Genomic DNA, 25,634 nt, shown 5'->3' with positions numbered 1-25,634 from the left:
TGTTTAAGAAGCACAGATTCTTTATCCGTGCATGAAAATGCGGATGAACTGATCCGCGTCAGTGATGTGAGGTTTAAACGGAGACGGGTGGAGCCCGAGGTTGAAGCTCATACGCACTGGCCTGCGCACGCAACACTGCCACCTCAGTGGCAACAGTTGCACCGGCTACTGTCACTACCGGTCGCGCCCACGAAACATATGAGAGCGCGGTACCTGCCACCTCGGCGGCCAAAGCCACGAGGAGCTTTTCACCCCAACGGACAATCGCAACCGTCACTACTGTTGCGAAAATGTGCGCGACCAACATGGCACTACCGCCACCTAAATGGTGGCTCGCGGTCACAGCGTGGTCGTGAAAGAGGTGACTGCTCTCAATAATGGCGCCGGTTCCAGATGAATGAGTGGGAATAAAGCTCATGAGCCAGTGCATCGCAAACTGAGCGACACCCACAATGCAAGTGAGGGCCACAGTCCCCCACGCACGCCCGGCTAGTAGGACACTCAACCACAGAGTGACGACAAACGTCACCGCCAAGGACAGAGCGCTGGAAGACCCTCCACTCGAAGAGTGAAACGCCCACGCCACGATCGTCGCAACAGCAGCTGCGACCATAGCGCGTGCAATTCGGGTCTGATTCACACTGCGAATTCTACTTGATGTCGCACTACGAGCAGGGCACCGGGTTACCTACCTCGTACACAACGCTTCTACATGCGGCTCTACATGCGCAACCACACGTCGGTGCTCACCTGTGCACCCGACTCAACCGCTTGCTGTACGTGCTCACTGGATTCGGTCACAATCACGGCGTCAAAGCCAAGAACGATCGCTGCGGTTGCAGTTTGGTCGATAGCCTCATCCGCACTATCGCCCACGAAAATCACACGGTCTACACCCATAGACTCTAGGCCAGGCGCAAGGTCGTCTACCCCGTCAAAAACATCGGGGACATCGCTGTGCACCACAAGAGTGTCAAAGTCCTCATCAGTCACACTGCGAGGTTCACGGTCCCCTGTAAAGGCTTCAACAACGATGCCACCAGCGACAATCGCCTTGCTGAGTACTTGGGACTGAGAGTCCGTGACATTTATGAGCATGAGAGCGTCCATGCTCACAGCATGTCACATATCTTCCCACTTAAGCGTCTTGAGCTTCTGCCCATCAACCGTGATGTGGTCAAGGATGGTCTGCTGCTTTTTAGCGACCGGTTCATCACCCCACGGGCTAGTTGCGTGTATTCTGAGCTCCCACGCCGCGCCGTCAGCGTAGCCAGCATATACTGTGGCCACCATCTGCATGTCTTTGTTAGGCGCGTAGGCTTCGCCCTGCGCGAGTTTCGCTTGAAAAACCCCGGCAGCTGCCTCGCCGATTTCGTACCTATTTTGCAAGAGCATGTCCGAGTCCGGCTCACTTAACGCGTAGTCCAGATACTTGTCGCGTGCTTCAGTAAGCGACTTGTAAAACGTATTCCTGCATGTCACTACGACACTCTTATCGCGGCTGGCGGAACCATCGGAAAAAATGGTCATACCCCCTATTGGGCCGTTCATTTTGTACTCGTTAGGTATCACCATGGTCGTTTCGAACGGGCACTCACCTGGGAGGGTGACTTTTTTAAAACCCTCAGGAACAGGGTCTTCAGTAGGTTCTGGGCCTGGCGCGGCACCCTTCTGCTCAGATACACCCACTTTGAGGGGCCCACCGCTTTCCTCGGCGACTCGCACGCCAACGCTTCCGCACCCCACAAGCAGGGTCGCGCATGTGAGCGCTAAGGCAGAAGTTACGATTCGCTTTCTCACTGCTGTTCCTCGTTCGGACGTTGTTGCGGCGGCTTCGACGGCATGGGCGGGGCAAAGTGCGGATCGGTTCTGTTGCTGTACTCCCGCTCAACATGAGCTGGCCCCTGGGCGGGGTTCGGACGGTGCCCAAATTCGTGTTGGCTGGGCTGTGTCCACTCCTGTTGGCCCTGTGAACCGTACTGTTCAGGCGCTCCCGGGTGTGCTCCCGGTTGCGCGGCAGGGTGTGGGCCGAGGTGCTGGCCAGGTTGCGCGTCAGGGACACCCGGTTGCGGCCCAGGGTGAGGCCCACGAACACCTGCGCCGCCCTGCGGACCAAACCCGCCCTGAGCCCCAGGCTCCTGCGAGTCGGGAATCACCGGGTGCGGATCGTTGGGAGTTCCAAAGGTCTCGCCCGTATTAGTGTCGGTGAGCTGACCGTCAATCATCTGAAGACGACGCTTTGATGTACGCCGTGGCGTACCCAAAACTTCACCAGCTTTTTTCGCTGCTCGCACGTTCCGTGACCCTGCAACAGCTTGTGCCACGCCGTGCGTGGACTGGTCGGGTGCCAGAACCGGCAGGATCACGCGCACCGACGTCCCAACACCTTCTTGGCTGTACAGTTCAACAGACCCGCCGTGCCGCTGAATAATCGAGCGAACAAGAGCCAAGCCCATTCCAGAACCGGGAACCGACCGCACGTGCTTACCACGTGACAGTTCTTCCCACACACCAGCTTGTTCGTCTACCGGAATACCTGCCCCGGTGTCGGCGACCTCAATGACCACCCAACGGTGATTATCAATGACCTGCTCATTGGCACGCAACTCAACGACATCCGCGTCAGACGAGTATTTGATTGCGTTCGCAAGCAAATTCAGAATTGCCGAAAGCAACAGGTCTTCCTCACCTGCCACCTCGGGAAGCTTCCACGGTGCACGCGCCACGGTCACCACAATCATGCGGTCTTCCGCGCCTGGTGCGGTCCGCGCGTCTTCCACGGCCTGATGCACCAGACGGTCCATGTCGATGCGCTGGAAGTCGATGTGACGTGACTCCACGTCAGCGAGTTTGCGCAGGTCAGCAAGCAAACGCGCAACCCGCCGGGAGGAAACGTCGAGCTGTTTCACGGACTCCAGGGTGGCGTCCCGGTCCAACGGTTCGTCCTGAACTAAAGAGCGGACGTTAGCCGCCGAGGTGCGAAGTGCTGTGAGCGGATTCTTAAGTTCGTGGTCCAAGCGGATGAGCATGCGGTTGCGGTTGGCAACCGCCTCGACCTCAGCGGCTTCGTACGCCTGAGCCCGAATGGTTTCTTCCCTCTTCTTCCACCAGCGCCACGCAAAGAACACAACCGCGGCAAGTGCGATCAGCCCCAAAAACAGTAGGAGCAGAAACAGCCAAATCTGGATTTCGAAAACGAGAAAATGTCCCATGCTCAGCCCTACTCGTGTGACCCAGTGACGTCAGCGACAAACTTGTATCCACGACCCTGAACAGTGGCAATCCAGCGAGGTTCGGTCGCATCTTCACCTAAGACGCGGCGGAGTTCCGCCACCCGAGAATCGACTGCGCGCGTTCCCACAGCGTCGTCGAATCCCCACAAGACTTCTAGCAAGCGAGATCGTTCAATGAGTTCGTCTTTGTGAACCATGAGGTATTCCAGCAACGTAAAACCTTTGGGCGTGATGACAAGTTCACGGTCACGTAGCCACGCGCGACGGCCGACCCGGTCAATTTTGAGACCAAACGTGGAAGTCAAAATGCTGGCTGTGGCAAGCGGAGGCTCACCTGCACGAGTGCGACGCAGAACCGCACGTACACGGGCTACAAGTTCATGCGGATCAAACGGCTTGTTGATGTAGTCATCGGCCCCTTCTTCCAGGGCCATGGCGCGTTCGACAGCCTCTCCCACCTGGGTTAAGAGAACCACAGGCACCCAGTTTTCTTCCCGGCGCAAGGTACGTAGGACTTCGCGACCGTCAGCTCCGGGCATCAGTACGTCAAGAACACAGGCGTCCGGGTTGTGCCGGCGAATCTCATCAAGGGCGAGCTTTCCATCGCTGGCGCTGATGACGCGGAAACCAGAACGATTCAAAAAGGGAACGACAGCCCCCAGAACATCAGGTTCGTCGTCGGCCACTAAAACGAGTGGGCGAGTATCTTCTTCACTCATCGCTATCCCTCTGCTTCTTCCGTTCCACGGTCACGCGATTTAGGCGACCGTTGAGCAATGTCACGAGCGTCTGCTTTTGCAACAGCCTCGGCCAACTGGTCTTGGTACAGCATGGAACGCCGCAGGTGTTTCGTCCTGTACCCTGCTCTTCCCACCATATGTGTACCAACCTGAGTTGTCGCCATTTGGAACAGAACAATAAGTAATAAAGTGGTAACAACTCCAAACTTGGGGGCCTGAATAGCTATAGCGATCATGGCCAGAACCAACCCCAAAACCTGTGGCTTGGAGCCTGCGTGCAAACGAGATAGAAAGTCAGGAAACCGCAAAAGGCCCAGTGCGGCAAAAATGCTCAAAAGCGCGCTGAACATCAGGAGCACGCACGAAACAATGTCGAGGATCACAGGCGCACCTGCTTTCCGTCGGCTCCGCGGGCAGACGCGTGGTGGGGCGACTCACTGTGGTCAAATTCGTCAGCGTCAACAGCGTCGTGAGCCATTCCGCCAGCAAAGTCGGTAAGTTCTGAAGTAGGGGTGCGGCTCACATAACGTGAAACTGAAACGGATCCCACAAACCCAAAGAGTGAGAACACTAGCAGTACAACCAGGAGGTCATGGCGACCTGAGAACGCAATGTACGCTCCTAACCCGCACATGATTGTGGCTAGCAGAACGTCTGTTCCCACCACTCGGTCCAGAATGGCGGGTCCGCGGATGATCTTTATAACTGCAGTGACGGCCGCTACAGCAAAGAGGATTCCTATCACGGGCCCAAAGTATGTGGCTACTTGCGAATCAATCATGACCGCCTCCTCCGATTTGATAGCGACCAGCTCTTAAGGATCGGCTCTTTGCCTTCGCTCACCAAATAGTCGTTCATCACTTCAATGTCGTGCGGTGATCCCATGGCTTTGATGAGCAGGATTTCAATTTTTCGGGTCTGTTGAAGGTTAGCTTCGATTGTTTCAGGGGTATTGCAGTTGAGCACGTGTAAGTACAGAACGGAGTGTGCGCGATCAATTTCTGTCACAAATGTTCCTGGGATGAGCCCTGAAATCTGCCCTACGAGTGTTGTCAGCAGATCCGAACGGGTGTGGAGTTCCACGGCAATGACACTTCCGGGGTTGACCGGCTTGGGCCGAACTGCCACCCAAGCGACATGCAAGGACCCGTGGATCATTGACACTATGAACCAGCCCAGCAGGTACAGAAAGTGGAACACGTTGAACCGTGCGGGCAATTCGACTGGTGGTAGGTAGAACAACCTTGTCGTCAGAATCGCCACGATCACACCCGTAACTACGTGGGTAATAGTGACTGTGTCCCAGAGAAAAATCCACACTGCTACCAGGAGAACTACAAGAAGAAATTGCCTGATTAATTCGCGTGCTTTGCTCACTACCGCTCCTCTACATGAGTTGTGAGGGAGGTGGATACGTAGTTGTCAGGGTCACGCATGTTTTCACCGGCTCGTTGCGAAAAGTCCCACAAGGGACCGGCTGCCAGGGTGAGCAGGCATGAAACAGTGACAATGGCGGCCGTGGCGCCCACCATCATCGCGGGAAGGCGCGGACCCCGAGGTCGTCGTTCGTTCTTTTGAATGGCCGAGGTGGCCCGCTGGAATTCGGTGACGAGTTCGGGGGTCGGTGATTCGACATCGGCGGGGTCGTTCCAAAATGCCAGGCTCCAGGTACGTGTCACTACGTACAGCGTGAGAAGTGAGGTCAGGGTTCCCGCAATGACCACTGTAATTTCCAACCAGTTGCCACCAGCGATCGCCGGAGTAAAAAGCCCGATCTTGCCCAAGAATCCCGAGAAAGGTGGAATGCCACCCAGGTTGAGCGCTGGAATGAAGAACAAAAGTGCCATGAACGGTGCCAGCCGTGCAAGTCCGCCAAGTTTACGTGTTGATGTAGTACCTACACGCTGTTCCACCAAGCCCACAGCCAGGAAAAGCGCAGTCTGCACAATAATGTGGTGAACCGTGTAGTAGACCGTGGCTGAAAGCGAATCGACCGTTCCCATTGCAACCCCAAAGAGGAGGTATCCAATGTGGGAAATGAGGGTAAACGACAACATCCGTTTCATTTCTGTTTGCGCTACGGCACCCAGAATTCCCACAATCAGCGTCAGTGCCGAAACGACTAAGAGCGGCACCTGCATTGAGGATTCGTGGAACAGCAGTGTTTCTGTTCGGATGATCGCGTAAATTCCCACCTTTGTGAGCAATCCAGCAAAAACGGCGGTGACAGGAGCTGGCGCTGTGGGGTATGAGTCAGGGAGCCAGAACGACAACGGAAACACCGCTGCTTTGATCCCAAACCCAATGAGCAAAGTGACGTGGAGGAACAGCTGCACGTCTGATGGAAGCTCAGCAATGCGCTGAGAAAGCTGCGCCATGTTGACTGTTCCCGTTGCGCCGTAGATCAAACCGATCGCAGCAAGGAACACGATCGAACTCAAAAGCGAGACCACAATGTAGGTGGCTCCTGCTCGAATACGACCAGGGGTTGCGCCTAAGGTGAGTAGCACATAAGACGCGGCCAGGAGCATTTCAAAGCCCACGTAGAAGTTGAACAAGTCCCCAGCCATGAAAGCGTTGGAGACACCCGCACACAGGATCAGATATGCCGGGTTAAAGACGCTTACGGGTGATTCCCTGTTGGTATCAGCCATTTCCTGGCTGATGGCGTACACCAAAACGCACAGTGTCACGATTGAGGACACCACCACCATGACGGCGCTGAGCCGGTCCACGACGAGCGAGATACCGAAGGGGATTCCCCACCCGCCGACCGCAACCACTTGAGTGCCGTGAGCGTCGACATAGAACACCATGGCGACTTCGAAACACAAGGTGATGACGATCGTTAAGACCGTCACAAAGTTCTGGATTCGCGTTTTGCCCAGCAAAAGGAGCGTAAGTCCAGCGCCCAAAAGTGGAAGAACAACCGGAAGAGGCACTAAAGCTGTCATGTACTGTCGCCTCTCTCTTCCGGTGTTCCGTCATCGTCCAAATCAACAGCACCGGGAACCGGGTGGTCAGCTTCGTCACCGAATTCGGTATCGTCTTGGCTTTCGCTGGTCTGAGCTTCTTCTGCCAGGCGGAGACTCTGTTCTTGAGCCTCTGCCAAGTCTTCGCCTTGGTCGTCAATTGTTTCCGCACGAACCAGACGCCAGGACCGGTAGATGAGCGCGAGCATAAAGGCAGAAATTCCGAACGTAATAACGATCGCAGTAAGGATAAGCGCGTGTGGAAGCGGGTCACTCATACCGGATGTCGACAGGTTAACGCCGTCGGTGATGGGTGGGTTCCCCGGTGGCCCTGCGGTCAGCATGATGAGCAGGTTGACCCCGTTTCCTAAGAGTAGGAACCCTATGAGCACACGGGTGAGCGAACGGTCCAACATGAGGTACACGCCACACGCCATGAGGACGCCCATCGTGATGAGCAGAATCAATGAGGTGCTCACAAGCCGTCACCTCTTTTACCAGTGCGACTACGCAGACTGTCGATTCGGCCCATGATCGCAGAAAGTTTTCGCTTATCCGCTTGTTCATCGCCTTCGGCCAAGACTTCAGCCAAACGCTGCTCATCGGCTTCTTGGTGTCGGTCAACTTCAGCACCCAAGGAGCGCAAAATGTCGAGCATGAGCCCCATGACCACGAAATAGACACCGATGTCGAACAGAGTCGAGGTTCCGAAGGACAGGTCGCCCAAAATTGGGAGTGTAGTTGACCAGTACTCCGACTGCAGCACTGCGTCACCCCACAAGAGTCCTCCGAGCGCCGTAACAATGACCACAGCAAGCCCCAAGCCCAGCAAACGTCCGGCGTCAAAAACTGCAGCTTCAGCAAGTTCAAAACGCCCACCTGCTAAGTACCGTACTGTCAGCGCCAACCCAGCTACCAACCCTGCTGCGAAACCCCCTCCTGGGGCGTTGTGGCCGGCGAATAGCAGGTACACGCTAAGAACCAGCATGGCATGAAACACCAAGCGAACAAGAACTTCCAACATGATGGACCGGTGGCGCGGGTCGAGTGTTCGTCCCGCCATGAGCCACGCGTTGCGTTTGGATTCTTGCTCGCTGGACGTTTCATCAGCTTTTTCATCTGCGGTCTTAAGCGTGAGTTCATCTGTGACCGGAACAGTGAAGCGACCCAGCCCCGACGTGACATGACTTGGGAGTTTTACTCGCTGAAGCTTTTGCTCACGCGATTGCACAAAGATGAGGCTTGCAATTCCCGTAGCGGCGACAACGACAACGGAAAGCTCACCCATGGTGTCCCACGCTCGAATATCTACCAGCGCAACGTTGACGATGTTCTTCCCGTGGCCCACGTTGTATGCGAGTTCACCCCACACATCGGAGACCGGCGTGTGAATGCGGTTGCCCATGGCAACGACCACGCCCACCATCATCAACAGACCAAATGAGGCGCCGATGATCGCACGTATCGGTGGCGAGAAATTCTTTGACGGGTCACCTGCCATGTCGACTGGCAAGCGGCGAAGCACCAAGATGAACACGACAATCGTGATGGTTTCGACCAGCGCTTGTGTCAACGCGAGATCTGGTGCACCCTGCATCGCAAAGAATGCAACCATGCCGTAACCAGTGACCCCAACGATCACTACGGCTTGGAACCGTTTTTTTGCAACGGTTGCGGCGAGCGCGGCAGGAACGGTGATGGCTGCTACTGCTACCTGCCCCCACGATTGTGCGAACTCTGGCAGCACTCCCCACGAATTGTTTGCAAGGAGCGTGACGCCCATCCCACCGATAGCGACTCCGTAAATCACTGACTGGTAGAACGGCATTGACCCGCGTTGTGTGCGCGAAGTGACATAAGCCGCTGTTGCCACAAGCCCCTGCATGATTCGGCTATACGCACGCGGAAAGTCGATGATCGTGGGCATATGACTTTGGAACTGTGAAACATACGGGCCCGCATAGATCAGAACAGCACCTACCGCGAAAATGGCACCTGATATCGCGAGCGCCGGCGTGAAACCGTGCCACAGTGCCAGGCTATAAGCGTGGCCGGAGAGGTCTTGAGTGTACGCCTCAAAGGGACCGTTAAGAATAAAGCTCAAGGGGCCCAGAATCGTAAGCGAAACAGTGAGGATAGCCGGCGAAACCATCAGGAGGTTACTGGTCGAGTGACCAGAAACGGGCTCGACATTTTCCTTAGTGGCAAATGCGCCATAGACAAACCTCCACGCATATCCCACGGTCATCACTGAGCCCAAGAAAATACCTGCCAGAGCGATATATCCAGCTTTCGATTGGGTGGCCAAAATGGTTTCGATAACCGCTTCTTTCGCAACGAATCCGTACAGGGGTGGCACCCCCGCCATCGATGCCGCGGCCAATATTCCAACGCCTGCGAGCCACGGGTCACGTTTGCCGTAACCGGACAGTTTTCTCAAGTCACGCGTACCCACTGCGTGGTCAATGATTCCGACAGTGAGAAACAAGGTGGATTTAAAGAGTGCGTGCGACACCAGCATCGCGAGAGCAGCGACAGTTACACCTCTGGTGCCGAAAGCGGAAACTGCCGTCAGGAATCCGAGCTGAGACACGGTCCCGTACGCCAAGACCAGCTTGAGGTCAAACTCCCTAAGCGCCTGCCATGCACCAATCAGCATGGTTCCGATACCGACTGTCACAAGCACCGGCACCCAGCCCGGCATGGTGTAAAAGCTTGGAGCAAAGCGAAGGATGAGAAAGATTCCGGCTTTCACCATGGCAGCCGCGTGCAAGTACGCACTGACAGGTGTGGGCGCGGCCATGGCACCTGGAAGCCAGAAATGGAACGGAACGAGCGCTGACTTAGAAATTGCGCCAATGAGGATCAAGAACATGGCAATGGCAACAACCACATTGCCCTCGAGATAACCGCGAGTGGTGATATCTGAAATGCGCCCCGTGCCGTACTCGTGGCTGAGTATCAGCATTCCCACCAACATGATGAGCCCACCGAATGTGGTGACAACTAGAGCCTGTAATGCGGCACGGCGACTCTGCTGACGGGTAGAAGAGAACCCGATGAGCAAGTAGGAAAACACTGTGGTGCCTTCCCAAAACATGAACAGAACTAAAAGCTCATCGGCGAGCACCAGCCCATACATCATGCCGGCGAACGCAGTCAGGTTGGCTGCGAACCCACCCAAACCAGGATCACGCTCATTGAAATAGCGGGCGCAATATAGGAACACCAAGGTCCCCACACCAGTGACCATGAGCGTCAGAATCCAGGACAGAGTATCCATGCGGAAGATGATGCTCATGTCCAAAACGGGGAGCCAGTCGTAGAGCTCCCACGGCGGGCGACCCGCCAGAACAGCTGGCGCTTGGATGATGGAAAAAATGAGGCCCGTGAGTGGCACTGCGGCCAATAGAAGGAACGCGTTCCGTCCTAGAAAACGGAAAAGAAGGGGAGCAAAACACGCGGCTACAAGGAACGCAGAAAGGATAGCGCCCACGTGTCACTCTCCTCTCGTCTAGTCGAACCCCTATTTTTTCACACTTTCTTTACGGCTGACCATCTCGTTCGGCATACGAGGCGTAGAATTCCGGTTCGAAACACGCCCAGATTCACGTCCCGCTGAGCTGCGATTCGGTGACCAAGAAGCCGTCAGCGTCGATGCCGATTCCCGCCGTTGCCCGCATAAGCGCACCTGCAATACGTTCCAGTTCGTCAACAACTTGAGCTCGCACGCGTGGCGCCACGTCTGGATCACCCACGGATTCTGGCGTGACCCATCTCACTAGATAGGAAATCAGTGGCGCCTGTGCATACTGGTCCACAGCGGGAGGTAAGTGGTCCTCCACAAGGACTACCACCTCGGCCGGGTAGTCCGGGCCCGCCGCCAGGGTGGCCGTCACGGAATACCCGTCCAACAGGATGGGTTCGTCAGCTGCGATGGTGGAGGCATCCAGGGTGAACTGTTCGTGAGATTGAACCTCCGGTATCACATGCCGCACCGTGTCCGCGCACAGTGCCGGGTCTAACCAGTAGCTCGAGAACACGGTGTAGACGGCGTGCTGATCAGGGTCGGGGGTCACGGTTCTGGCCGCCGAGGTGTCCCCCGCCAACCGCACGGAGCCGTGGAGGCGACGGGCAAGTGCCAGCAAGAGTTCGATATTGCGTTCTTCTTCTTTGATGGGCAGGCCGTGTGGGAAGAACGCGTCGAGGGGGCCGTCACCTACAGGAGGTGTGCCTTCACGGTCGGTGGGGCCCCACAAGGCGAACACCACACTGTCACGTTCGCACTCAAGTTGGACGCAGTCCTGCTCGGTGAGGGCGAGTGGACCTTCAAGGTGCGAATGACGTGACAGTTGAACCCGGCCAGCGTCTGTGTTCACCTCAATGCGAGGGCGCACATTGCGGATCAGAGTAAAGACGTCCGTGGGTTCCGTGTGGGCGTCTGCGATCAACACGTGAGCAGACGTGTACGTCATACCGATGGGCTCCGGTAGAAGTTTTGGAAACTGCGCGAGGCGGTGGGGCCACGCTGACCCTGATACCGGTTGGCGGTGGCTGGGTTGGAGCCGTACGGGTTGTTAGTGGGTGAACTCAAGTTAAAGAAACACAGCTGCCCGATTTTCATGCCCGGCCACAGTTTGATGGGCAAAGTGGCCATGTTGGAAAGCTCCAGTGTCACGTGACCGGAAAAACCAGGATCGATAAACCCGGCTGTTGAGTGTGTGAGCAGGCCCAAGCGTCCCAGCGAGGACTTGCCCTCTAAGCGGGCGGCGATGTCCGTGGGCAGGGTTACGACCTCGGCGGTGGAGGCCAACACAAATTCGCCTGGGTGCAGAATGAACGGCTGGTCCGTTTCAACTTCGACGAGTCGAGTGAGTTCCGGTTGCTCAACCGAAGGGTCAATGAACGAGTATTTGTGGTTGTCAAACAGACGGAACGACTTGTCTAAGCACACGTCCACACTCGCCGGTTGCACCAACACGGGATCGAACGGATCTAACGCGATCCGGCCGGCTTCAATCTGGGAAATAATGTCGCGATCTGAAAGCAAACTCACACCCATAGATTACCGGTTTTGCTTCAACATGCAGGAAATACTTGGACACAGAACCAAGTCTGCTTTAAAGTAGTCGTGTACTACGCCCGCGCTTTCGGTGCCTTCCCCCTTAGCCAACGCGGATTCGGTGGGTAGTGCACTGGCTTTGCGGTCGATTCCAAAAACCGAAAGGCCAATACTGTGAAGACTTTACCGAGTCTTGTGCTTGCCCCCGCAGTTGCAGCCGCGGTTACCGGCATGATTGCCGCACCCGCTGTCGCTACTTCAACAAGCCCTGAACCACAACACGACCCAACCAGTGACGACGCATCAGAAGCGTCGAGACAGTCATCTGAGATAAAAGTCTCTGTCGCTGACACCACGGTGTCTGTCGCTGACATTACAAATGCCGATAAGGGTGTGACGTTTAAGGGTGAAAACTTCAAGCCCAACACCACAGCCCGCGTGTTTGTTACCGGACCTAACGATCAGCAGTACCCCGCAAACACAGAGCTGTCAGTAAACGACAAGGGCGAAGTTAACGGAACGTACTACTTCACCGTTGAAGAAGGCGCAGAAGTGCCGCTTGGGCAGTACTCGCTTGCCTTGCGTTCCGTGCAGGAAGAAAAAACCACTGACCCTGCGACGTTTAACGTGACGGCGGACGGTGAAGAGCCGGCACCTGAACCAACACCAGAGGCACCGAAAGAAACTCAGACTCCGAAACCGGAACCAACTCCGACACCAACGGAAACACCGGAACCAACTCCGACACCAACGGAAACACCGGAACCAACTCCGACACCGGAAAAGACCCAGACCGCGGAACCAACTCCGACACCAACGGAAACACCGGCTCCAACACCAAAAGAAACCCAGACTCCGAAACCGGAACCAACACCGACACCAACGGAAACACCGGCTCCAACACCGGAACCAACGGAAACACCGGAACCAACACCGACACCGGAAAAGACCCAGACACCAGAGGCACCAGTTTCTGACGCTTCTCTGTCGATCTCACCGTCGGAGATTTCGGCTGAGGATTTCAGTGACAAAAACAAGGGTGTCAACGCAACCGTCACCGGCTTGAAAGCCGGGTCGAAGTACACCTTCAAGTTCGAACACAGCGAAGGTAAGACTTCCGCGTACGAAGTCACCAAGACCGCTGATGACAAGGGCGTTGCCACTGCAGGTGTGGCTGCTGGTGAAGGTTCAAAGGTACACCCAGGTAAGTACACCGTGAAGGTGACTGGCGATGAGCTGGACAAGCCACTCACTGGTTCGTTCACGGTTCGTCCTCCCAAGGATGACGAAGCAGGTGACGGTGGCCAATCCTCCGAAATCGACAACTCCCAGGACGGTCAGGGGGATTCGCCAGAGGGAGAGCAAGACAACTCCGAAGACTCGGCCACTCCTCCCACTAACGAGAAATCAAACGACGACGCCAACACAACTGAGAGCGACGAAAGCACCGACTCAGGTGAAAGCAAAGAGTCGACTGACACCTCGCGCCGCCCAGCAGAAGAGCGCGCGCCACGTCACGGCGAAAACGCTACTGCACCAGAGTCGAGCAATGACCTGCCACGCACCGGTACTGAACTGACCGGTTTGGCATTGGGTGTTGGTTTGATCGTCGTAGGTGGAGCGGCAGTCGTTGTGACCCGCCGCAAGGCCTCGACGGACGGAACCTTCTAGTTCAACAGTGGCCATTTCTGAAGGGCTCCCCCAGGATCTAAGCGACCTCAACCGAATCGTTCTCATGGGGCAAAGTGAGGACGCTGATGTTGCTTCGGCACTCCTGGGGGAGCGCCCGTATGTCACCCCCGCAATAACACCGCAACCTTGGTCACCTCGGGCCCGGGTCACGCGGGTCATCCGCGACGCCTGCAAAACGCACGCGTCTGCCAGTCACGAACTCGACCGCGCAATCGACGCGACGTGCACACTGTGGGGTGTGACACCTCGGGCCAGGGTGCGCGACGTCGACTCCCGCCTTCTCCCGCTGATCGCCGGGTTCGCACATGCGCGGGCGACGAACGCCAGCCACGTGCTCCTTACAGACCCGCTCCACGGTCTGACGTCGAGCGCTCGCACGTCCCTACGCAACCGCATTCTGGACACGTGCAAACGTTTGGACCTTGGGCTGATTATGTCGACGTCATCACTCACCGACGCTTTTGTGATTGGCGGCTGGGCAATTGTTGTGGAGAAAGAGCAGGTGGCTGATCAGGGGCCCATAGAGGCTCAACTGGCCACGCCGAGGTCGAACCTCGCGGCCGCGCACCGGCGGGTTAACGTGTTTTCTGGGTTGGCGCGCAAAGGGTGGCTTTCAATTGGGCATTCGCAGGTACGAGCCCGTACCGAGTTGGATGGGAAAGTTTTTGTGACCATCCCCGTCAACGCTGTTGCGATGTCTTTTGACGAGTTCGACCCGGTTTTCACTGACGAAACAGTTTTCGAGGCGCTCGTTACTCAGGTGCGTGATGCTGGCGAGCGCGTCCAGGTGGTCCTGTCGCCTGTGGACACCGAGGTGGGGCTGGCGATGACTGCCGATCTGTGGGATTTCTCTGGTCAAGGTCAGTCGTCCGGTTCACCGGTTTTGCACCCAGCCTTGGGTGACGGTGTGAGCGAACAAGCTACGCGGGTGCGGGCGGGGTCGCACGTGTTTGTGCAGGTTGATACGGCACGCATGGAGGCGTACCCAGTTGAGGATGCGGCGCCTACCGCTGTCAAGTGACGTCGCGCGGGGTTACTTGTCCCCGTGCCACTCCGACAACTTCTGGGTGACAAGTTCCATCGACTCTTTGGCGGCCTTTGCATTGCCTTCGACAGTTCCGCCGAACATGATCTGCCAACCGTTGCCCATGGATTCAATGTCTTCCATGAACAAGTGGCCCGCGCCGGGGTAGATGACGCTTTCAAATGAGGGAGACTGCTCTGCCAATGCTTTGGCAGCTACGTCGCCCTGCCACATTTTGTCTTGATCACCAGCGAGAAACAGTGCGTTGCCGTCAAAGCCAGATAGGTCGATTTGCGCTTGGTCATCGGCGTGTTCGGCAGCATTTTCGTAGGTGGGGCGGTACTCAGGTGGGTACGCAGTGGCCATGTCCCACATGAGTTTCATGCCCATTTTTGCGTCGCCATTCCTAAACGACGCGAAAGGAACCGGCTTTCCGTCGTGGGTAAACGAAGGCTTTTCATCTTGAGAACTGAAGTCCAGTCCGGGGTAACTGAAATGCGCCGGCGTGAAGTTGATGAGGTTGTTCACCGGATATCCATGAGCAGCCAGGTTCGCCGTGAACTCTGCACCCTTAGAAGTTCCAATCGCCGTGATGGGGGTGGGGTTCTCTATTGACTCTTCCGCGTACTCAACGACTTCGTCGAACTGCTCAAGCGGAACGTGGGCAAGCGACGGTTTCTGGTTGTCTTGCCCAAAAAAGTAGAGCGCTAAGACTTCAAAACCCTTTTCGCTCAAAGCCTTCGCTTGTTCATATGAGGGCGACCCTTCCGAACCTCCATAGACCACCACGGTGCCTTCATGCGAGCGCTTCTCTGGAGAAAAGTGGAAGCCGTTGAGGTACTCCCCCTCGATTGGTTGAATGCGGTCATTCGTGGGATAAGCACCCTTGTCCTGCAGGCCAGCGCTCGCCTGGGTCACCGGGTACTTGTTCTTGTTGTACAAACGGAACCCAAAAACTGTGCCACCGCACACCACGAGGGTGAGCGCCACTCCACCAGCAATACGTCCTGTCCACTTCAGAAACTTCACGCTCTCATTCTAAGTTCTCGTATGTGAACGCAATTGTTTTGTAAGCTCTATCTGATGAACCCAAGCTCTACCCAAGGGGGTGAACATGAAGCGTAAGCGGCCAATCGCCCTCATCTCCACGGGACTCATCGTGTGCGTGCTCACCCTGGTCTCAGTGCCCGTCCTCAACTTCACTGTTCACAAACCCGGCAGAGCCGTACTCACATATTTCAAGGCCCTTGAAAACCACGACACCCACCGAGCCTTATCCATGCTCGATATACCGAGCAACACAAACCTCAACGGTGTCACTGACGACATTCTTTCCGGCGCCGCGAGCGTACCCAGACAAGCGAAAGTGCTGGACTCAACCCGGGTGAACGACGACGCGTACAACGTAAAAATCTCGTACGTCCAAGGCTCTGACACCCGTGAAACTACCTTCCGCGTGAAGCGTGACGAGCGTACTTTTGGCACCGTCCAAAAGTGGTACATCAAGTTAGACCAGTGGCCCGTCATCACGATCGACACCGGTGGCGTGCCCACCGCGCAACTCAACGGCGTTTCCGTGCCTGCAGGCGAAACCCCTGTTCTTTTCCCCGTCACCTACACGGTCGGCTTCAACAGCACATACCTGCGTTCAGACCTCCAAACAGTCGATGTGACGGAACCCGATACCACCTCGGCCGTTCACTTAACGGGCAAACCCACCCCGGAGCTCACCAAAAAGGTCTCTGAAATCCTCAAAAAGCAGATTGACCAGTGCGTCAAGGAGAAAACCCTCATGCCGGCCGATTGTAGCTTTGGGAAAGAAACCACCAACCAGATTCTGGGTGACGTTAAGTGGTCGGTGAAGTCCTACCCGAACGTCACGCTTGAAAACGGCGCGTCAGGCATTGAAATGGCACCTGCCAATGTGGAACTCACTGTGAGCGGAAAACAACGCGACGCTGTCACCGCGTTTGAATCCACCTTCACGGACACGGTCACTGCTCGCATGCGCGCCCAGGTCCGCATCGAAGGTAACAACGTCACGGTTGTGCAGGAGGAAGCGGAGTAGACTCCTACGCCCCGCGCAGGTCCAGTGCCAGATCGTTTGGCCCGTCCGCAACCACTGCAACCGGAATACCCCAGTCCTGTTGATACAGGTGGCACGCGGCGTGGAGTGGAATCTCACCGCCCGGTTCGCCGTCGCAGGCCGCTGCTCGGGCGGTGACGTGCAGAACACCGGAGGCCACCTCGGGGTTGAGAGTGACTGTGCGCTGGGTGCCTTCCTTGCCGCCTGCCCCGTCTACGATGAGGTTCTCAGGGGTGGAGGACACTTGCAGGAACGTGGGGTCACCCCAGCGCTCGTCGAGCTTCTGACCTGCAGGAACAGTGAAAGCAACGGTGATGTCCAGGGGCCCGGGCCCGATTTCCGTGACCGGCCTCTTGGTCTGCTGCGCACCTTCGTTCACTTCCAGAGCTTCCTCTGGAATGGCCACGGCCGTGAGCTGGTGAGCCGCGGATTCTGCGACCAACAAGTAGCCAGAGGTGGTGTCGTCTCCCTGCATCAACAGGATGTCTGATGGTTCCTTCAGTCCGCGCGCCAGGGTCGACACGGTGTTAGTTTGGGGGTCGAACCGGCGGATCGCGCCGTTGTAGGTGTCGGCGATGGCAACCGTGCCGTCTGGAAGTTCGAGCGCTCCCAGGGGGTGTTGCAGGCGCGCGGATTCGGCTGGCCCGTCTTGGAATCCAAAGTCGAACAGGCCCACGCCCACGTATGACGTGACGGCACCGGTCGATGGGTCGAGTTTGCGCAGTGCCGAGGTTTCGGAGTCGGCCACCCACACGTTACCGTCGCTGGCGAGACGCACGCCGGACGGTTGGGCGAACCATTCGTCCAGGTCAAACGGGGTTGCCGCCGCCGAGGTGTCCCGCAGGCCTTCGTTGAGAGACCCGGAGATGTGCGCGACGGTTCCGGCTACCGGGTCGAAGGTCCACATGGTGTGGTTACCTGCCATGGCGATGACCACGTTGGACGTCTTGGGCGCGTACACCACGTCCCACGGGCTGGAGAGTTTCACGGCCGTGGCTGGACCGTCGTAGCGTCCGAAAAAACCTGGCTGATCAGGAACGTTGTCGCTGGCTCCCACCATGTATTGTTCGCCGGTTCCGGCCACTGTGGTCACGGTTTGGGTTTCCAGGTTGATTCCGCGCAGCGTGTGGTTGACCGTGTCGGCTGCGACTAAGTGGTAGCCCACTTGTTGCGCGATTTCGGGTGGCAGCTGGGCCACACCGCCGGGTTCTGAGAACTGGGCGGTGGCGAAGTCGCCGTCGGCGTTTCCGCGTTCTCCGGAGCCAATCCGTCCCAGCAGGTTCGCGCCGTCGCTGTCGTAGAGCGCGTAGCTGTGGTGGCCGGAGTCGGCGACGATCAACCGGCCGTCGTCCAGGCGCACAACCTTGCCGGGGTAAAACAGGTCCCCTTCCCGAGGTGCGGGCGGCACATAGGGGGCGTCACCTCGGCGCAGAGTGCCTTTGGCTTCGTGTTCCGCGGCGACTTCTTCGATGAGGCTGATAAGGCCCGAGGTGTGCCCCTCCCCTGACATGGACGCGACGATGTAGCCTTCTGGGTCGATGACGACCAGGGTGGGCCAGGCGCGTGCAGTGTAGGCTTTCCAGGTTTCGAGGTTGGGGTCGTCTAACACGATGTGTTCGACTTGGTAGCGTTCGACCGCCCGGTCAACGGCTTCGATTTCGCGTTCAAACTCAAACTTGGGTGAGTGGACACCTATCGTGACCAGGACATCCGCATATTTTTCTTCAAGTGGGCGCAGTTCGTCGAGCACATGCAGGCAGTTGATGCAGCAGAACGTCCAAAAGTCGAGGAGGACGATCTTCCCGCGCAGATCTTCCAGGCTCAGGTTTTTTCCGCCGGTGTTGATCCAGCGTCGGCCAACGAGTTCGGGGGCACGCAGTTTTACGCGGTTCGCATTGCTCATGCTCTCATTGTTCCAAACTCTGGGTTGAGCGTGCGTGCGGGTGTCACACATGGACATGGAGGGGCGTGCTCTGCGGCGTGCGGACTGGGCGGCGAGGCACGCTCTGGCGCGCGTGCGACACGGGCCGTACTCTACTGACATGGTCTCGATTGCGGATTATCGCGAAAAACTTTTCGACATCCTCCTGCTCATGAGTAGTTGGGAGTACCGCGATCTTGCTCAGGTGGCCACCCATCCCATGCCGTTGCGGGCAGCCCAGCACGTTAAGTCCGCTGAGCAGGTTCCCCGGTTCAACAACTCCCAAATGGACGGGTTTGTTGTGCATCCCAACGATCCCGAGGTGGTAGCAGGTAAGCCCGTTCCTCTCCTTCCCATGGCTGCCGCCGGGCACAACCCCGTACCGCTCACACCGGGCTTTGCGATGCCCATTATGACGGGGGCGAAGATTCCCGACTGGAATGGCGCGGCGTTCGACGATGACGAATGCGATCTGTGTGTGGTTCCGGTGGAAGAGACAGTGGCTGGTTTCGATGACCTGACACATGTGACGTTTACGCCCCAGGCGACTTTTGAGTCGGGTAGGTTCGTTCGGTACCGGGGTAGCGACATCGACTATGACGAAGAGCTGTGCGCTGTTGGTGATCACCTCACGCCGGCGCGACTCGGGTCACTCGCGTCCGTGGGTCTCACACAGATTGCCGTGTTTAAACCATTGCGGGTTCTGGTGGTGTCCACGGGTGACGAAGTGTGCCAGCCGGGTCTGCGCCCGGGTGCGGCGCAGATCTACGATTCCAACACCTCGGCGGCGGTGGCGGCACTTTCAGCAGCGGGAGCCCACGTGGTAGGCACCTTACACGCCCCCGACCATCCAGACTTGCTCCTGGATGCGGTGCGTTCGTGGCAGGCAGATGACACCCGGCGCGCCGATGTGGTTGTGTCGATGGGCGGCATTTCCATGGGGGCACGCGAAGTCATTCGATTGGCCTCAGAGCTGGAGGTACAACAGGGAGTCGAGAACTGGTACGGCGGTGCGCAGTCTCCCAGGCTCCCAAATAGTGGCATGGAGTTCTGTCGCCTTCCTATGCAGCCGGGCGGTCCGCAGGCAGTGGGCCAGTTGGCAGAGGTTCCGTGGGTTGCGTTGCCTGGAAATCCGGTGTCTACGCTGGTGAGCATTGAGGTGTTGTTGCGTACCTCGCTGTTTGGAGCACGGCCCCGAAACCGTATGAACGTCACGGTGCGAACTCCGGGCGGTGATCCACTGAGCAGTCCCATGGGGAAAACCCAGATGCGATTCGCGCGCCTTGATGCTGATGGAAGTGCACAGTTGGCGTGGAGTAACAGTTCGCACCTGCTACACCGGCAGGTCGAGGCGACCCTGCTGATGATAATCCCTGAAGATGTCACAGTCATCGAAGACGGCGACACGTTTGAGGCGCTCGCACTCTAAGCTACCGGGGTTTGCAGGCACTGGAACCTGCTAGCGTGTGCCTCATGACAGGGAGTTCGAAGCGCAGCGCACCCCAGTTGTCCCACGTGGACGAATCCGGGGCCGCGCGCATGGTAGACGTGGGCGGCAAACCCGTGACAGCCCGCCGGGCCGTAGCAAGTGGCACGGTGATCACCACGCCCGAGGTCATGGAGCTGATTGCGTCAGGAAACCTGCCTAAAGGAGAAGCCCTGCCCATTGCTCGCATTGCTGGAATCATGGGGGCAAAACGCACGTGGGACCTCATTCCGCTGTGCCATCCGCTGGATCTTTCGGGTATCGACGTGACGTTCAGCCTTGAGCACGACCGTGTACACATTCAGGCCGTGGTGAAGACTTCGGGCAAAACGGGCGTCGAAATGGAGGCGCTTACGGCTGTTTCGCTGACCGCGCTCACCATCTACGACATGATCAAAGCCGTTGACAAGCACGCGGTTCTCACGGACATCAAGGTTGATGCGAAGTCCGGTGGTAAATCGGGCGACTGGTCCCGTGAAGCCGCGAACCACCTCGGGCACACCCACCCATCACTACCCCAGGATTCAGATGACTGACACACCTATGTACCGCGTTTCCGAAGCTGCCCGCTTCCTCGACGTGAGTACCGACACGGTACGGCGCTGGATCGCAGCCGGCGCGCTCACCCACCGCACTGACTCAGCGGGTCGCACGGTTGTCGACGGGGTGGAGCTGGCTCGCCACGCCCGCAAAATCACGGCCCTGCCCGAAGACCCGCGTCACGTGTCCACGAGCGTGTCGAACCGGTTTTATGGCATTGTCACCGACGTGAAGCGCGGTGATGTCATGTCGTTGGTCGAAATACAGGCCGGCCCGCACCGGATTTTTTCCTTGGTGGGCACCGACGAGATTGATCGGATGCAACTAACCCCGGGGAACGCTGTGATCGCCAGCGCCCTGGCACAAGCGATTGCACTGGAACGGATTTAAGGTCTTGTTTGGACCCATCGGCGTCGTACCATCGGGAGCATGACCATGATGAAGCCACGTGCAGTAGCGATCGCCCTCACACTGACGTGTTGTGCGCTCACTTCATGCGATAAGGCAGATCCAGGATCTTCCCTCACGGTTTTCGCTGCAGCTTCGTTGAAGAAGTCGTTTGAAGAAATCGGGAAGGATTTCGAAGAGGAAACCGGCACCGATGTGACCTTCAGCTTTGCTGGTTCGTCTGGGTTGGTTGAGCAGATGAAGTCCGGCGCTCCGGCCCAGGTTTTCGCTTCCGCCGATGAGCCCACCATGGACACAGCTTCCCAAGCCGGGCTTGTTCAGGAGCCGCGCATTTTCGCTTCGAACACGCTCACGATCGCCGTGCCTGAAGGCAACCCTGCGAACATCGCGAGCCTGGAGACGCTTACACGGCCGGGCGTCAAGGTTGCCGTGTGTGCCCCCGCCGTTCCGTGTGGGCATGCCACCAAGCAGGTGCTTGATGTTGCTGGCGTGTCTTTGGCCCCGGCAACGGAAGAGTCCAAGGTGACGGCCGTGCTCACAAAAGTGGAGTCTGGTCAGGTTGATGCGGGGCTGGTGTACGTGACTGACGCCCGCGCGTCAGACAAGGTGGAGGCGGTGGATTTTCCGCAGGCCGCCGAGGTCGTCAACCGTTACCCCATCGCCGTCACCTCCCACGGTAAGAAGACTGCGAGCGCTGCGCAGTTCGTTGAGTTTGTTTTGTCTGATCGTGCTCAGCAGGTGCTTCACGCGAACGGTTTTGGGCAGCCGTGAAACCAGACGCTGATGTGACATCACAGTCTGCAACACCGTTTCCTCGGTGGATGTGGGTGCCGGCTGTTGTGGCGGCGAGTTTCGTGGCGTTTCCCATTGTGGGGTTGGTGGTTCGGGCTGATTGGCCGGAGTTTTTCTCGCTGATCACGGCCCCGTCTGCGCTACAGGCTTTATGGCTGTCGCTCATTACAGCCACGTGTGCAACCTTGTTGTCGGTTCTTCTGGGCATTCCTTTGGCGTTGTTGACGGTCCGCGAGTTTCCGGGTGTGCGGTTGTTGCGCACGGTGGTGCTTTTGCCTTTGGTTCTTCCGCCTGTTGTGGGAGGGATTGCGCTTCTTGCAACTTTTGGGCGTGCGGGGCTCGTCGGATCTTCTTTGGAAGCGGCAGGTGTGTCGATCGCGTTCACAACGGTTGCGGTGGTTGTGGCCCAAACGTTCGTGGCGATGCCGTTTGTGGTGCTCACGGTTGAAGGTGCGCTCACCTCGCTGGACCCTGGGTTCGCCAGAGTCGCGACGACATTGGGCGCTGGCCCTACCCGCACGCTGTTTCGCATTGTTGTGCCTCTGATCCGGCCCGCGCTCATTTCTGGTGCGGTGTTGGCTTTTGCGCGCGCTCTGGGTGAGTTTGGGGCGACCGTGACATTTGCGGGTTCGCTCCAGGGGGTGACGCGCACGCTTCCGCTTGAGGTGTATCTGCTGTCTGATTCCGGTGACACGCCAGGGGCGGTAGCGGTATCCGTGGTTCTCATGGTTGTGGCGTTCGTTGTGGTGGCTACCATGTACCGTAAAACGTCCCGAGGTGGCCGCCAGTGACCCTGCATGTTGCGTTTTCGTTGCCCCAGCGGGGGGTGGACATTGACGTTGAGGTCCCGCTTACGGGTGTCACTGCTGTGATTGGCCCTAATGGGGCGGGTAAGTCCACCACGTTCGATGTCATCGCCGGTCTGCTTTCGGTACGTGGCGCCACCGTGCAGGTAGGGCAGCGAGAGTTCACTTCCCCTGCTGTTCCGGCTCATAAACGCAGGATCGGCTATGTCATGCAAGACCCACACGTGTTTCCCCACATGAACGTGGAGGCGAACGTGGCTTTTGGTCTACCCCGAGGTGAGAAGGCACGCGCGGTTGAAGAACTGAAACGTTTTCACGTAGACGACCTGCGCGCACGCATGCCCAGCACCCTGTCTGGCGGGCAAGCAGCCCGAGTTGCCCTGGCCCGCGCACTTGCTCCACGGCCGGAACTGCTGTTGTTGGATGAACCCTTCGTGGCTTTGGACGCGCCTGCACGTACCGAGCTTCGCACGCACCTGCGCTCGCTCAGCACTCCCGTGCTTCTCATTACTCACGACCGGGCCGATATTGAACTCGCAGATCACATCGTGGTTCTTGGGGATGGGCACGTTGTTCAGGTGGGTACCAGGGCCGAGGTCGCTGCCCAGCCCCGCGGTCTCGCCACCGAGCTCGTGGGCTAGTTCCCGGTTTCGTTTTCACCCGGAGCGGGTTGCACAACCGGTAGCCCGGCCCCCATCCACCCGTACATACCGCCGATCACGTTGGTGAGGCGGACGTGCTGCACGCTCGGTTGAGAGTGAAACATTTGGATCGCATACTGCGAGCGCACACCGGCCTGACACATGACATAAACGTGCGGATCTGGTGTGTGTTCAACCTCAAGCGCAAGTGCGCGCGCCGACCCTTCCGGGTTATCCATGATCGTTGACAACGGCAACAGGCGAGCACCGGGTGCATGCCCCGAATCGAACTCGGATTCTTCCCGCACGTCCAGAACAAAGGCGCCTGCGGGAATTTCCGCAGGAACCACCTCGGCGGGCTCAAACCAGCCAGGCTCCTCCACGCCCACTGAGTGGGTTTCAGACTGACGCGTTGAGCCAGTCTCAGGCTGCGGCGCCCCACCGGAGCCCACCAACGGCACATATTCCCACATGCCGGTGAGCATGTCATAGACCCCCACCTGCCCCACCAAAGGTTGGCCAAGGCCGGTGATGAGTTTGAGGGCTTCAGCCGCTTGGGCCACCCCCAACTGGCCGGGAACAACTCCCAGAACACCAGCCTCGGCGCACGTGGGAACGTCACTTGGCGCAACTGGATACAGGTCGCGGTACGTGGGGCCGTGGGGCATGAACACGGACATTTGCCCACCGGTTGTCAACACGGCCGCCCACACGTGCGGAACCCCTACGTCCCGGCAGGCATCCGAGACAACATAACGAGTGGCAAAATTATCAGCCCCGTCCAGGACCACGTCATAATCACGCAAAAGCTGACGGGCGTTGTCCGCGGTGAGCCGTTCACGGTGCGTCACCACGTGGACGTCTGGGTTCAGGGCCGTTAAATGCGCAGCCGCCGATTCGACCTTGGGCTCCCCCACCGACTCAGTCATGTGGAGCGGTTGGCGGTGAAGATTCGACGTCTCAACAATGTCGTCATCGATGAGCCCCAACGTGCCCACACCCGCGCTGGCCAGGTAAATCGCCGCCGGGGAGCCCAAGCCACCAGCACCGACGACCAGCACCCGAGCCCGCGCTAGAGCCTGTTGCCCGGTCAGGCCCACAACGTTGAGCTGCCGCACATAGCGCCCGCTCACACGGGCCTGGCCCCGGTCATCGCCCAAGCCACGTGAACCTCCCAGACCATGCGTCACGCCTTCTGTCACTGCAGGCCCACCCAGTCGTGTCCGCCGGTGTCGTAGTGCTGCTGCTTCCAAATGGGCACACGCGCCTTGACCTGGTTGACAACGTCTTCGCAGCAGTCGAACGCGGCCTTCCGGTGCGCCGCAGCCACCGCAACCACGATCGCCACGTCGCCCACCTGCAACGATCCCACCCGATGTTCGCACAAAACCCGAGTCCCCGGGTGCGCTTGGGCAACCTCGCCCACCACCTGCGCGAGCATTTCCTCCGCATCCGGGTGGCACGTGTAGTCCAGGCCCACGACGCCACCTCGGCCGGAGTCGTGGTTGCGGATGACTCCGCTGAACTCCACGACCGCCCCACACTCTGGGGTGACGACCGTGCTGGCCGCGTCGGTCAGGCACGGGTCCCGGGTGATACGGGTTGCCACCACCGCCGAGGTGGTTGCCGGCTGGTCTGCCAGCTCGGCGGGCGCGCCCCCGGAAGCCTCCGGCTGGGCAGGCGCGTCCAACGCGGCCTCGTCGACACCTCGGCCGTGGGTGCGCACATCCGCAATCTGCTCACACGCGTGCGGCACCAGAGGCGCAAGCGTCACCATGGCGTCGCGAACAGCCGACCGCGAACCCGGAAGGTTGATCACCAGCGTCGACCCCGCGACCCCGGCGATTCCTCGACTCAAAGCAGCATGAGGAGTGTGCTCCAGACCCTGCGCGATCAACGCCTGCTCAATCCCAGGAACCCGGCGCTCAACAAAACGGGCCGTCATCTCAGGTGTCACATCGTCCGGGGTCAGCCCGGTTCCACCCGTCGTGATCACCACGGCAGGCGCGTCACGCAGGATCCGCTCAAGCGCATCGGCAACCGCGTGCCCGTCGCTCACACGCACCGGGTCAGGAGTCGCAAAGCCAAGCCCGCGCAACCATTCGATGAGTTCGGGCCCCGTGGTATCAGTCGCGTCACCGCGAGCAACTGAACTCGACACCACCAGAACATACGCAGCGTCATTTTTCCTCATGCGCTTAACACTACCTGCGCTCGCCGATACCCTAGTG

At 58.2% G+C, this 25,634-nt stretch carries 26 protein-coding genes; 9 read left to right on the top strand and 17 right to left on the bottom strand.

Annotated features, from left to right (window positions below; translation table 11 throughout):
- Window positions 1-73: 73 nt before the first annotated feature.
- The 13 genes from HMPREF0183_RS03290 to dcd all read right to left on the bottom strand — a co-directional run bounded on the left by HMPREF0183_RS03290 (window position 74) and on the right by dcd (window position 12,007).
- Window positions 74-640 carry a hypothetical protein gene (locus HMPREF0183_RS03290; RefSeq protein WP_156798079.1) on the bottom strand — a complete coding sequence of 189 codons (567 nt, stop codon included), beginning with the start codon at window positions 638-640 and terminating at the stop codon, window positions 74-76.
- An 80-nt stretch (window positions 641-720) separates the two neighbouring features.
- Window positions 721-1,110 carry a hypothetical protein gene (locus HMPREF0183_RS03285; protein ID WP_005882776.1) on the bottom strand — a complete coding sequence of 130 codons (390 nt, stop codon included), beginning with the start codon at window positions 1,108-1,110 and terminating at the stop codon, window positions 721-723.
- 12 nt (window positions 1,111-1,122) lie between these two features.
- Window positions 1,123-1,800 carry a hypothetical protein gene (locus HMPREF0183_RS03280; RefSeq protein ID WP_005882775.1) on the bottom strand — a complete coding sequence of 226 codons (678 nt, stop codon included), beginning with the start codon at window positions 1,798-1,800 and terminating at the stop codon, window positions 1,123-1,125.
- A complete protein-coding gene (locus HMPREF0183_RS03275) occupies window positions 1,797-3,212 on the bottom strand; it encodes a sensor histidine kinase (protein WP_005882774.1) in 1,416 nt (471 codons plus the stop codon). Before HMPREF0183_RS03275 ends, HMPREF0183_RS03280 begins: the two co-directional genes overlap by 4 nt.
- An 8-nt stretch (window positions 3,213-3,220) precedes the next feature.
- Window positions 3,221-3,952 (bottom strand): response regulator transcription factor, encoded by a 732-nt coding sequence (locus HMPREF0183_RS03270; protein WP_005882773.1) that lies wholly within the window; start codon window positions 3,950-3,952, stop codon window positions 3,221-3,223.
- 2 nt (window positions 3,953-3,954) lie between these two features.
- A complete protein-coding gene (mnhG, locus tag HMPREF0183_RS03265; RefSeq protein ID WP_005882772.1) occupies window positions 3,955-4,356 on the bottom strand; it encodes a monovalent cation/H(+) antiporter subunit G in 402 nt (133 codons plus the stop codon).
- Window positions 4,353-4,754, bottom strand: a complete 402-nt coding sequence (locus tag HMPREF0183_RS12040; protein WP_005882771.1) for a monovalent cation/H+ antiporter complex subunit F — start codon at window positions 4,752-4,754, stop codon at window positions 4,353-4,355. Before HMPREF0183_RS12040 ends, mnhG begins: the two co-directional genes overlap by 4 nt.
- Window positions 4,751-5,350: a Na+/H+ antiporter subunit E gene (locus HMPREF0183_RS03255; RefSeq protein ID WP_005882770.1), complete on the bottom strand. Its 600-nt coding sequence runs from the start codon at window positions 5,348-5,350 to the stop codon at window positions 4,751-4,753. Before HMPREF0183_RS03255 ends, HMPREF0183_RS12040 begins: the two co-directional genes overlap by 4 nt.
- The gene (locus tag HMPREF0183_RS03250) at window positions 5,350-6,927 is read right to left on the bottom strand and encodes a Na+/H+ antiporter subunit D (RefSeq protein ID WP_005882769.1); all 1,578 of its coding nucleotides are present in this window, start codon (window positions 6,925-6,927) and stop codon (window positions 5,350-5,352) included. The genes HMPREF0183_RS03255 and HMPREF0183_RS03250 overlap by 1 nt, the downstream gene beginning before the upstream one ends.
- On the bottom strand, window positions 6,924-7,424 hold the full coding sequence (locus HMPREF0183_RS03245; protein ID WP_005882768.1) for a Na(+)/H(+) antiporter subunit C: 501 nt from the start codon (window positions 7,422-7,424) through the stop codon (window positions 6,924-6,926). Before HMPREF0183_RS03245 ends, HMPREF0183_RS03250 begins: the two co-directional genes overlap by 4 nt.
- Entirely contained in the window at window positions 7,421-10,441 is a 3,021-nt protein-coding gene (locus HMPREF0183_RS03240; protein WP_005882767.1) for a Na+/H+ antiporter subunit A, read from the bottom strand. Before HMPREF0183_RS03240 ends, HMPREF0183_RS03245 begins: the two co-directional genes overlap by 4 nt.
- A 112-nt stretch (window positions 10,442-10,553) precedes the next feature.
- Window positions 10,554-11,420 (bottom strand): hypothetical protein, encoded by an 867-nt coding sequence (locus HMPREF0183_RS12035; RefSeq protein WP_005882766.1) that lies wholly within the window; start codon window positions 11,418-11,420, stop codon window positions 10,554-10,556.
- Complete coding sequence (gene dcd / locus HMPREF0183_RS03230; RefSeq protein ID WP_005882765.1) at window positions 11,417-12,007, bottom strand: dCTP deaminase; 591 nt, start codon at window positions 12,005-12,007, stop codon at window positions 11,417-11,419. Before dcd ends, HMPREF0183_RS12035 begins: the two co-directional genes overlap by 4 nt.
- A 174-nt stretch (window positions 12,008-12,181) precedes the next feature.
- Between dcd and HMPREF0183_RS12755 the strand changes: the two genes are divergently transcribed.
- Both HMPREF0183_RS12755 and HMPREF0183_RS12030 read left to right on the top strand, forming a co-directional pair.
- Window positions 12,182-13,678 carry an LPXTG cell wall anchor domain-containing protein gene (locus tag HMPREF0183_RS12755; protein WP_156798076.1) on the top strand — a complete coding sequence of 499 codons (1,497 nt, stop codon included), beginning with the start codon at window positions 12,182-12,184 and terminating at the stop codon, window positions 13,676-13,678.
- Between the two features lie 7 nt (window positions 13,679-13,685).
- Window positions 13,686-14,720 (top strand): hypothetical protein, encoded by a 1,035-nt coding sequence (locus HMPREF0183_RS12030; RefSeq protein ID WP_005882763.1) that lies wholly within the window; start codon window positions 13,686-13,688, stop codon window positions 14,718-14,720.
- A gap of 12 nt (window positions 14,721-14,732) precedes the next feature.
- On the opposite strand, the gene HMPREF0183_RS03215 is transcribed toward HMPREF0183_RS12030, so the two are convergent.
- Window positions 14,733-15,752: an acyl-CoA thioester hydrolase/BAAT C-terminal domain-containing protein gene (locus HMPREF0183_RS03215; RefSeq protein ID WP_005882762.1), complete on the bottom strand. Its 1,020-nt coding sequence runs from the start codon at window positions 15,750-15,752 to the stop codon at window positions 14,733-14,735.
- Between the two features lie 85 nt (window positions 15,753-15,837).
- Between HMPREF0183_RS03215 and HMPREF0183_RS03210 the strand changes: the two genes are divergently transcribed.
- Complete coding sequence (locus HMPREF0183_RS03210) at window positions 15,838-16,791, top strand: hypothetical protein (protein WP_005882761.1); 954 nt, start codon at window positions 15,838-15,840, stop codon at window positions 16,789-16,791.
- Between the two features lie 4 nt (window positions 16,792-16,795).
- Here the strand turns inward: HMPREF0183_RS03210 and HMPREF0183_RS03205 are convergent, their stop codons facing one another.
- On the bottom strand, window positions 16,796-18,712 hold the full coding sequence (locus tag HMPREF0183_RS03205) for an NHL domain-containing thioredoxin family protein (protein ID WP_040347813.1): 1,917 nt from the start codon (window positions 18,710-18,712) through the stop codon (window positions 16,796-16,798).
- A 139-nt stretch (window positions 18,713-18,851) separates the two neighbouring features.
- Between HMPREF0183_RS03205 and HMPREF0183_RS03200 the strand changes: the two genes are divergently transcribed.
- The 6 genes from HMPREF0183_RS03200 to HMPREF0183_RS03175 are packed head-to-tail and all read left to right on the top strand — an operon-like array spanning window position 18,852 to window position 23,403.
- Complete coding sequence (locus HMPREF0183_RS03200) at window positions 18,852-20,159, top strand: molybdopterin molybdotransferase MoeA (RefSeq protein WP_169309655.1); 1,308 nt, start codon at window positions 18,852-18,854, stop codon at window positions 20,157-20,159.
- Between the two features lie 44 nt (window positions 20,160-20,203).
- Window positions 20,204-20,752: a cyclic pyranopterin monophosphate synthase MoaC gene (gene moaC, locus HMPREF0183_RS03195; protein WP_005882758.1), complete on the top strand. Its 549-nt coding sequence runs from the start codon at window positions 20,204-20,206 to the stop codon at window positions 20,750-20,752.
- Window positions 20,745-21,146 (top strand): TOBE domain-containing protein, encoded by a 402-nt coding sequence (locus tag HMPREF0183_RS03190; RefSeq protein ID WP_005882757.1) that lies wholly within the window; start codon window positions 20,745-20,747, stop codon window positions 21,144-21,146. Before moaC ends, HMPREF0183_RS03190 begins: the two co-directional genes overlap by 8 nt.
- 39 nt (window positions 21,147-21,185) lie before the next feature.
- Complete coding sequence (gene modA, locus HMPREF0183_RS03185; protein WP_005882756.1) at window positions 21,186-21,935, top strand: molybdate ABC transporter substrate-binding protein; 750 nt, start codon at window positions 21,186-21,188, stop codon at window positions 21,933-21,935.
- Complete coding sequence (locus HMPREF0183_RS03180) at window positions 21,932-22,747, top strand: ABC transporter permease (protein WP_005882755.1); 816 nt, start codon at window positions 21,932-21,934, stop codon at window positions 22,745-22,747. Before modA ends, HMPREF0183_RS03180 begins: the two co-directional genes overlap by 4 nt.
- Entirely contained in the window at window positions 22,744-23,403 is a 660-nt protein-coding gene (locus tag HMPREF0183_RS03175) for an ATP-binding cassette domain-containing protein (RefSeq protein ID WP_005882754.1), read from the top strand. Before HMPREF0183_RS03180 ends, HMPREF0183_RS03175 begins: the two co-directional genes overlap by 4 nt.
- Here HMPREF0183_RS03175 and HMPREF0183_RS03170 read toward each other — a convergent pair.
- Window positions 23,400-24,605, bottom strand: coding sequence for a ThiF family adenylyltransferase (locus HMPREF0183_RS03170; RefSeq protein ID WP_005882753.1), 1,206 nt, complete (start codon window positions 24,603-24,605; stop codon window positions 23,400-23,402). The genes HMPREF0183_RS03175 and HMPREF0183_RS03170 overlap by 4 nt on opposite strands.
- Window positions 24,602-25,597: a molybdenum cofactor biosynthesis protein MoaE gene (locus tag HMPREF0183_RS03165; protein WP_005882752.1), complete on the bottom strand. Its 996-nt coding sequence runs from the start codon at window positions 25,595-25,597 to the stop codon at window positions 24,602-24,604. The genes HMPREF0183_RS03170 and HMPREF0183_RS03165 overlap by 4 nt, the downstream gene beginning before the upstream one ends.
- Window positions 25,598-25,634: the final 37 nt, after the last annotated feature.

Source organism: Brevibacterium mcbrellneri ATCC 49030, assembly GCF_000178455.1.
Lineage (GTDB): Bacteria > Actinomycetota > Actinomycetes > Actinomycetales > Brevibacteriaceae > Brevibacterium > Brevibacterium mcbrellneri.
This window is presented reverse-complemented; position numbering and strand designations above follow the sequence as displayed.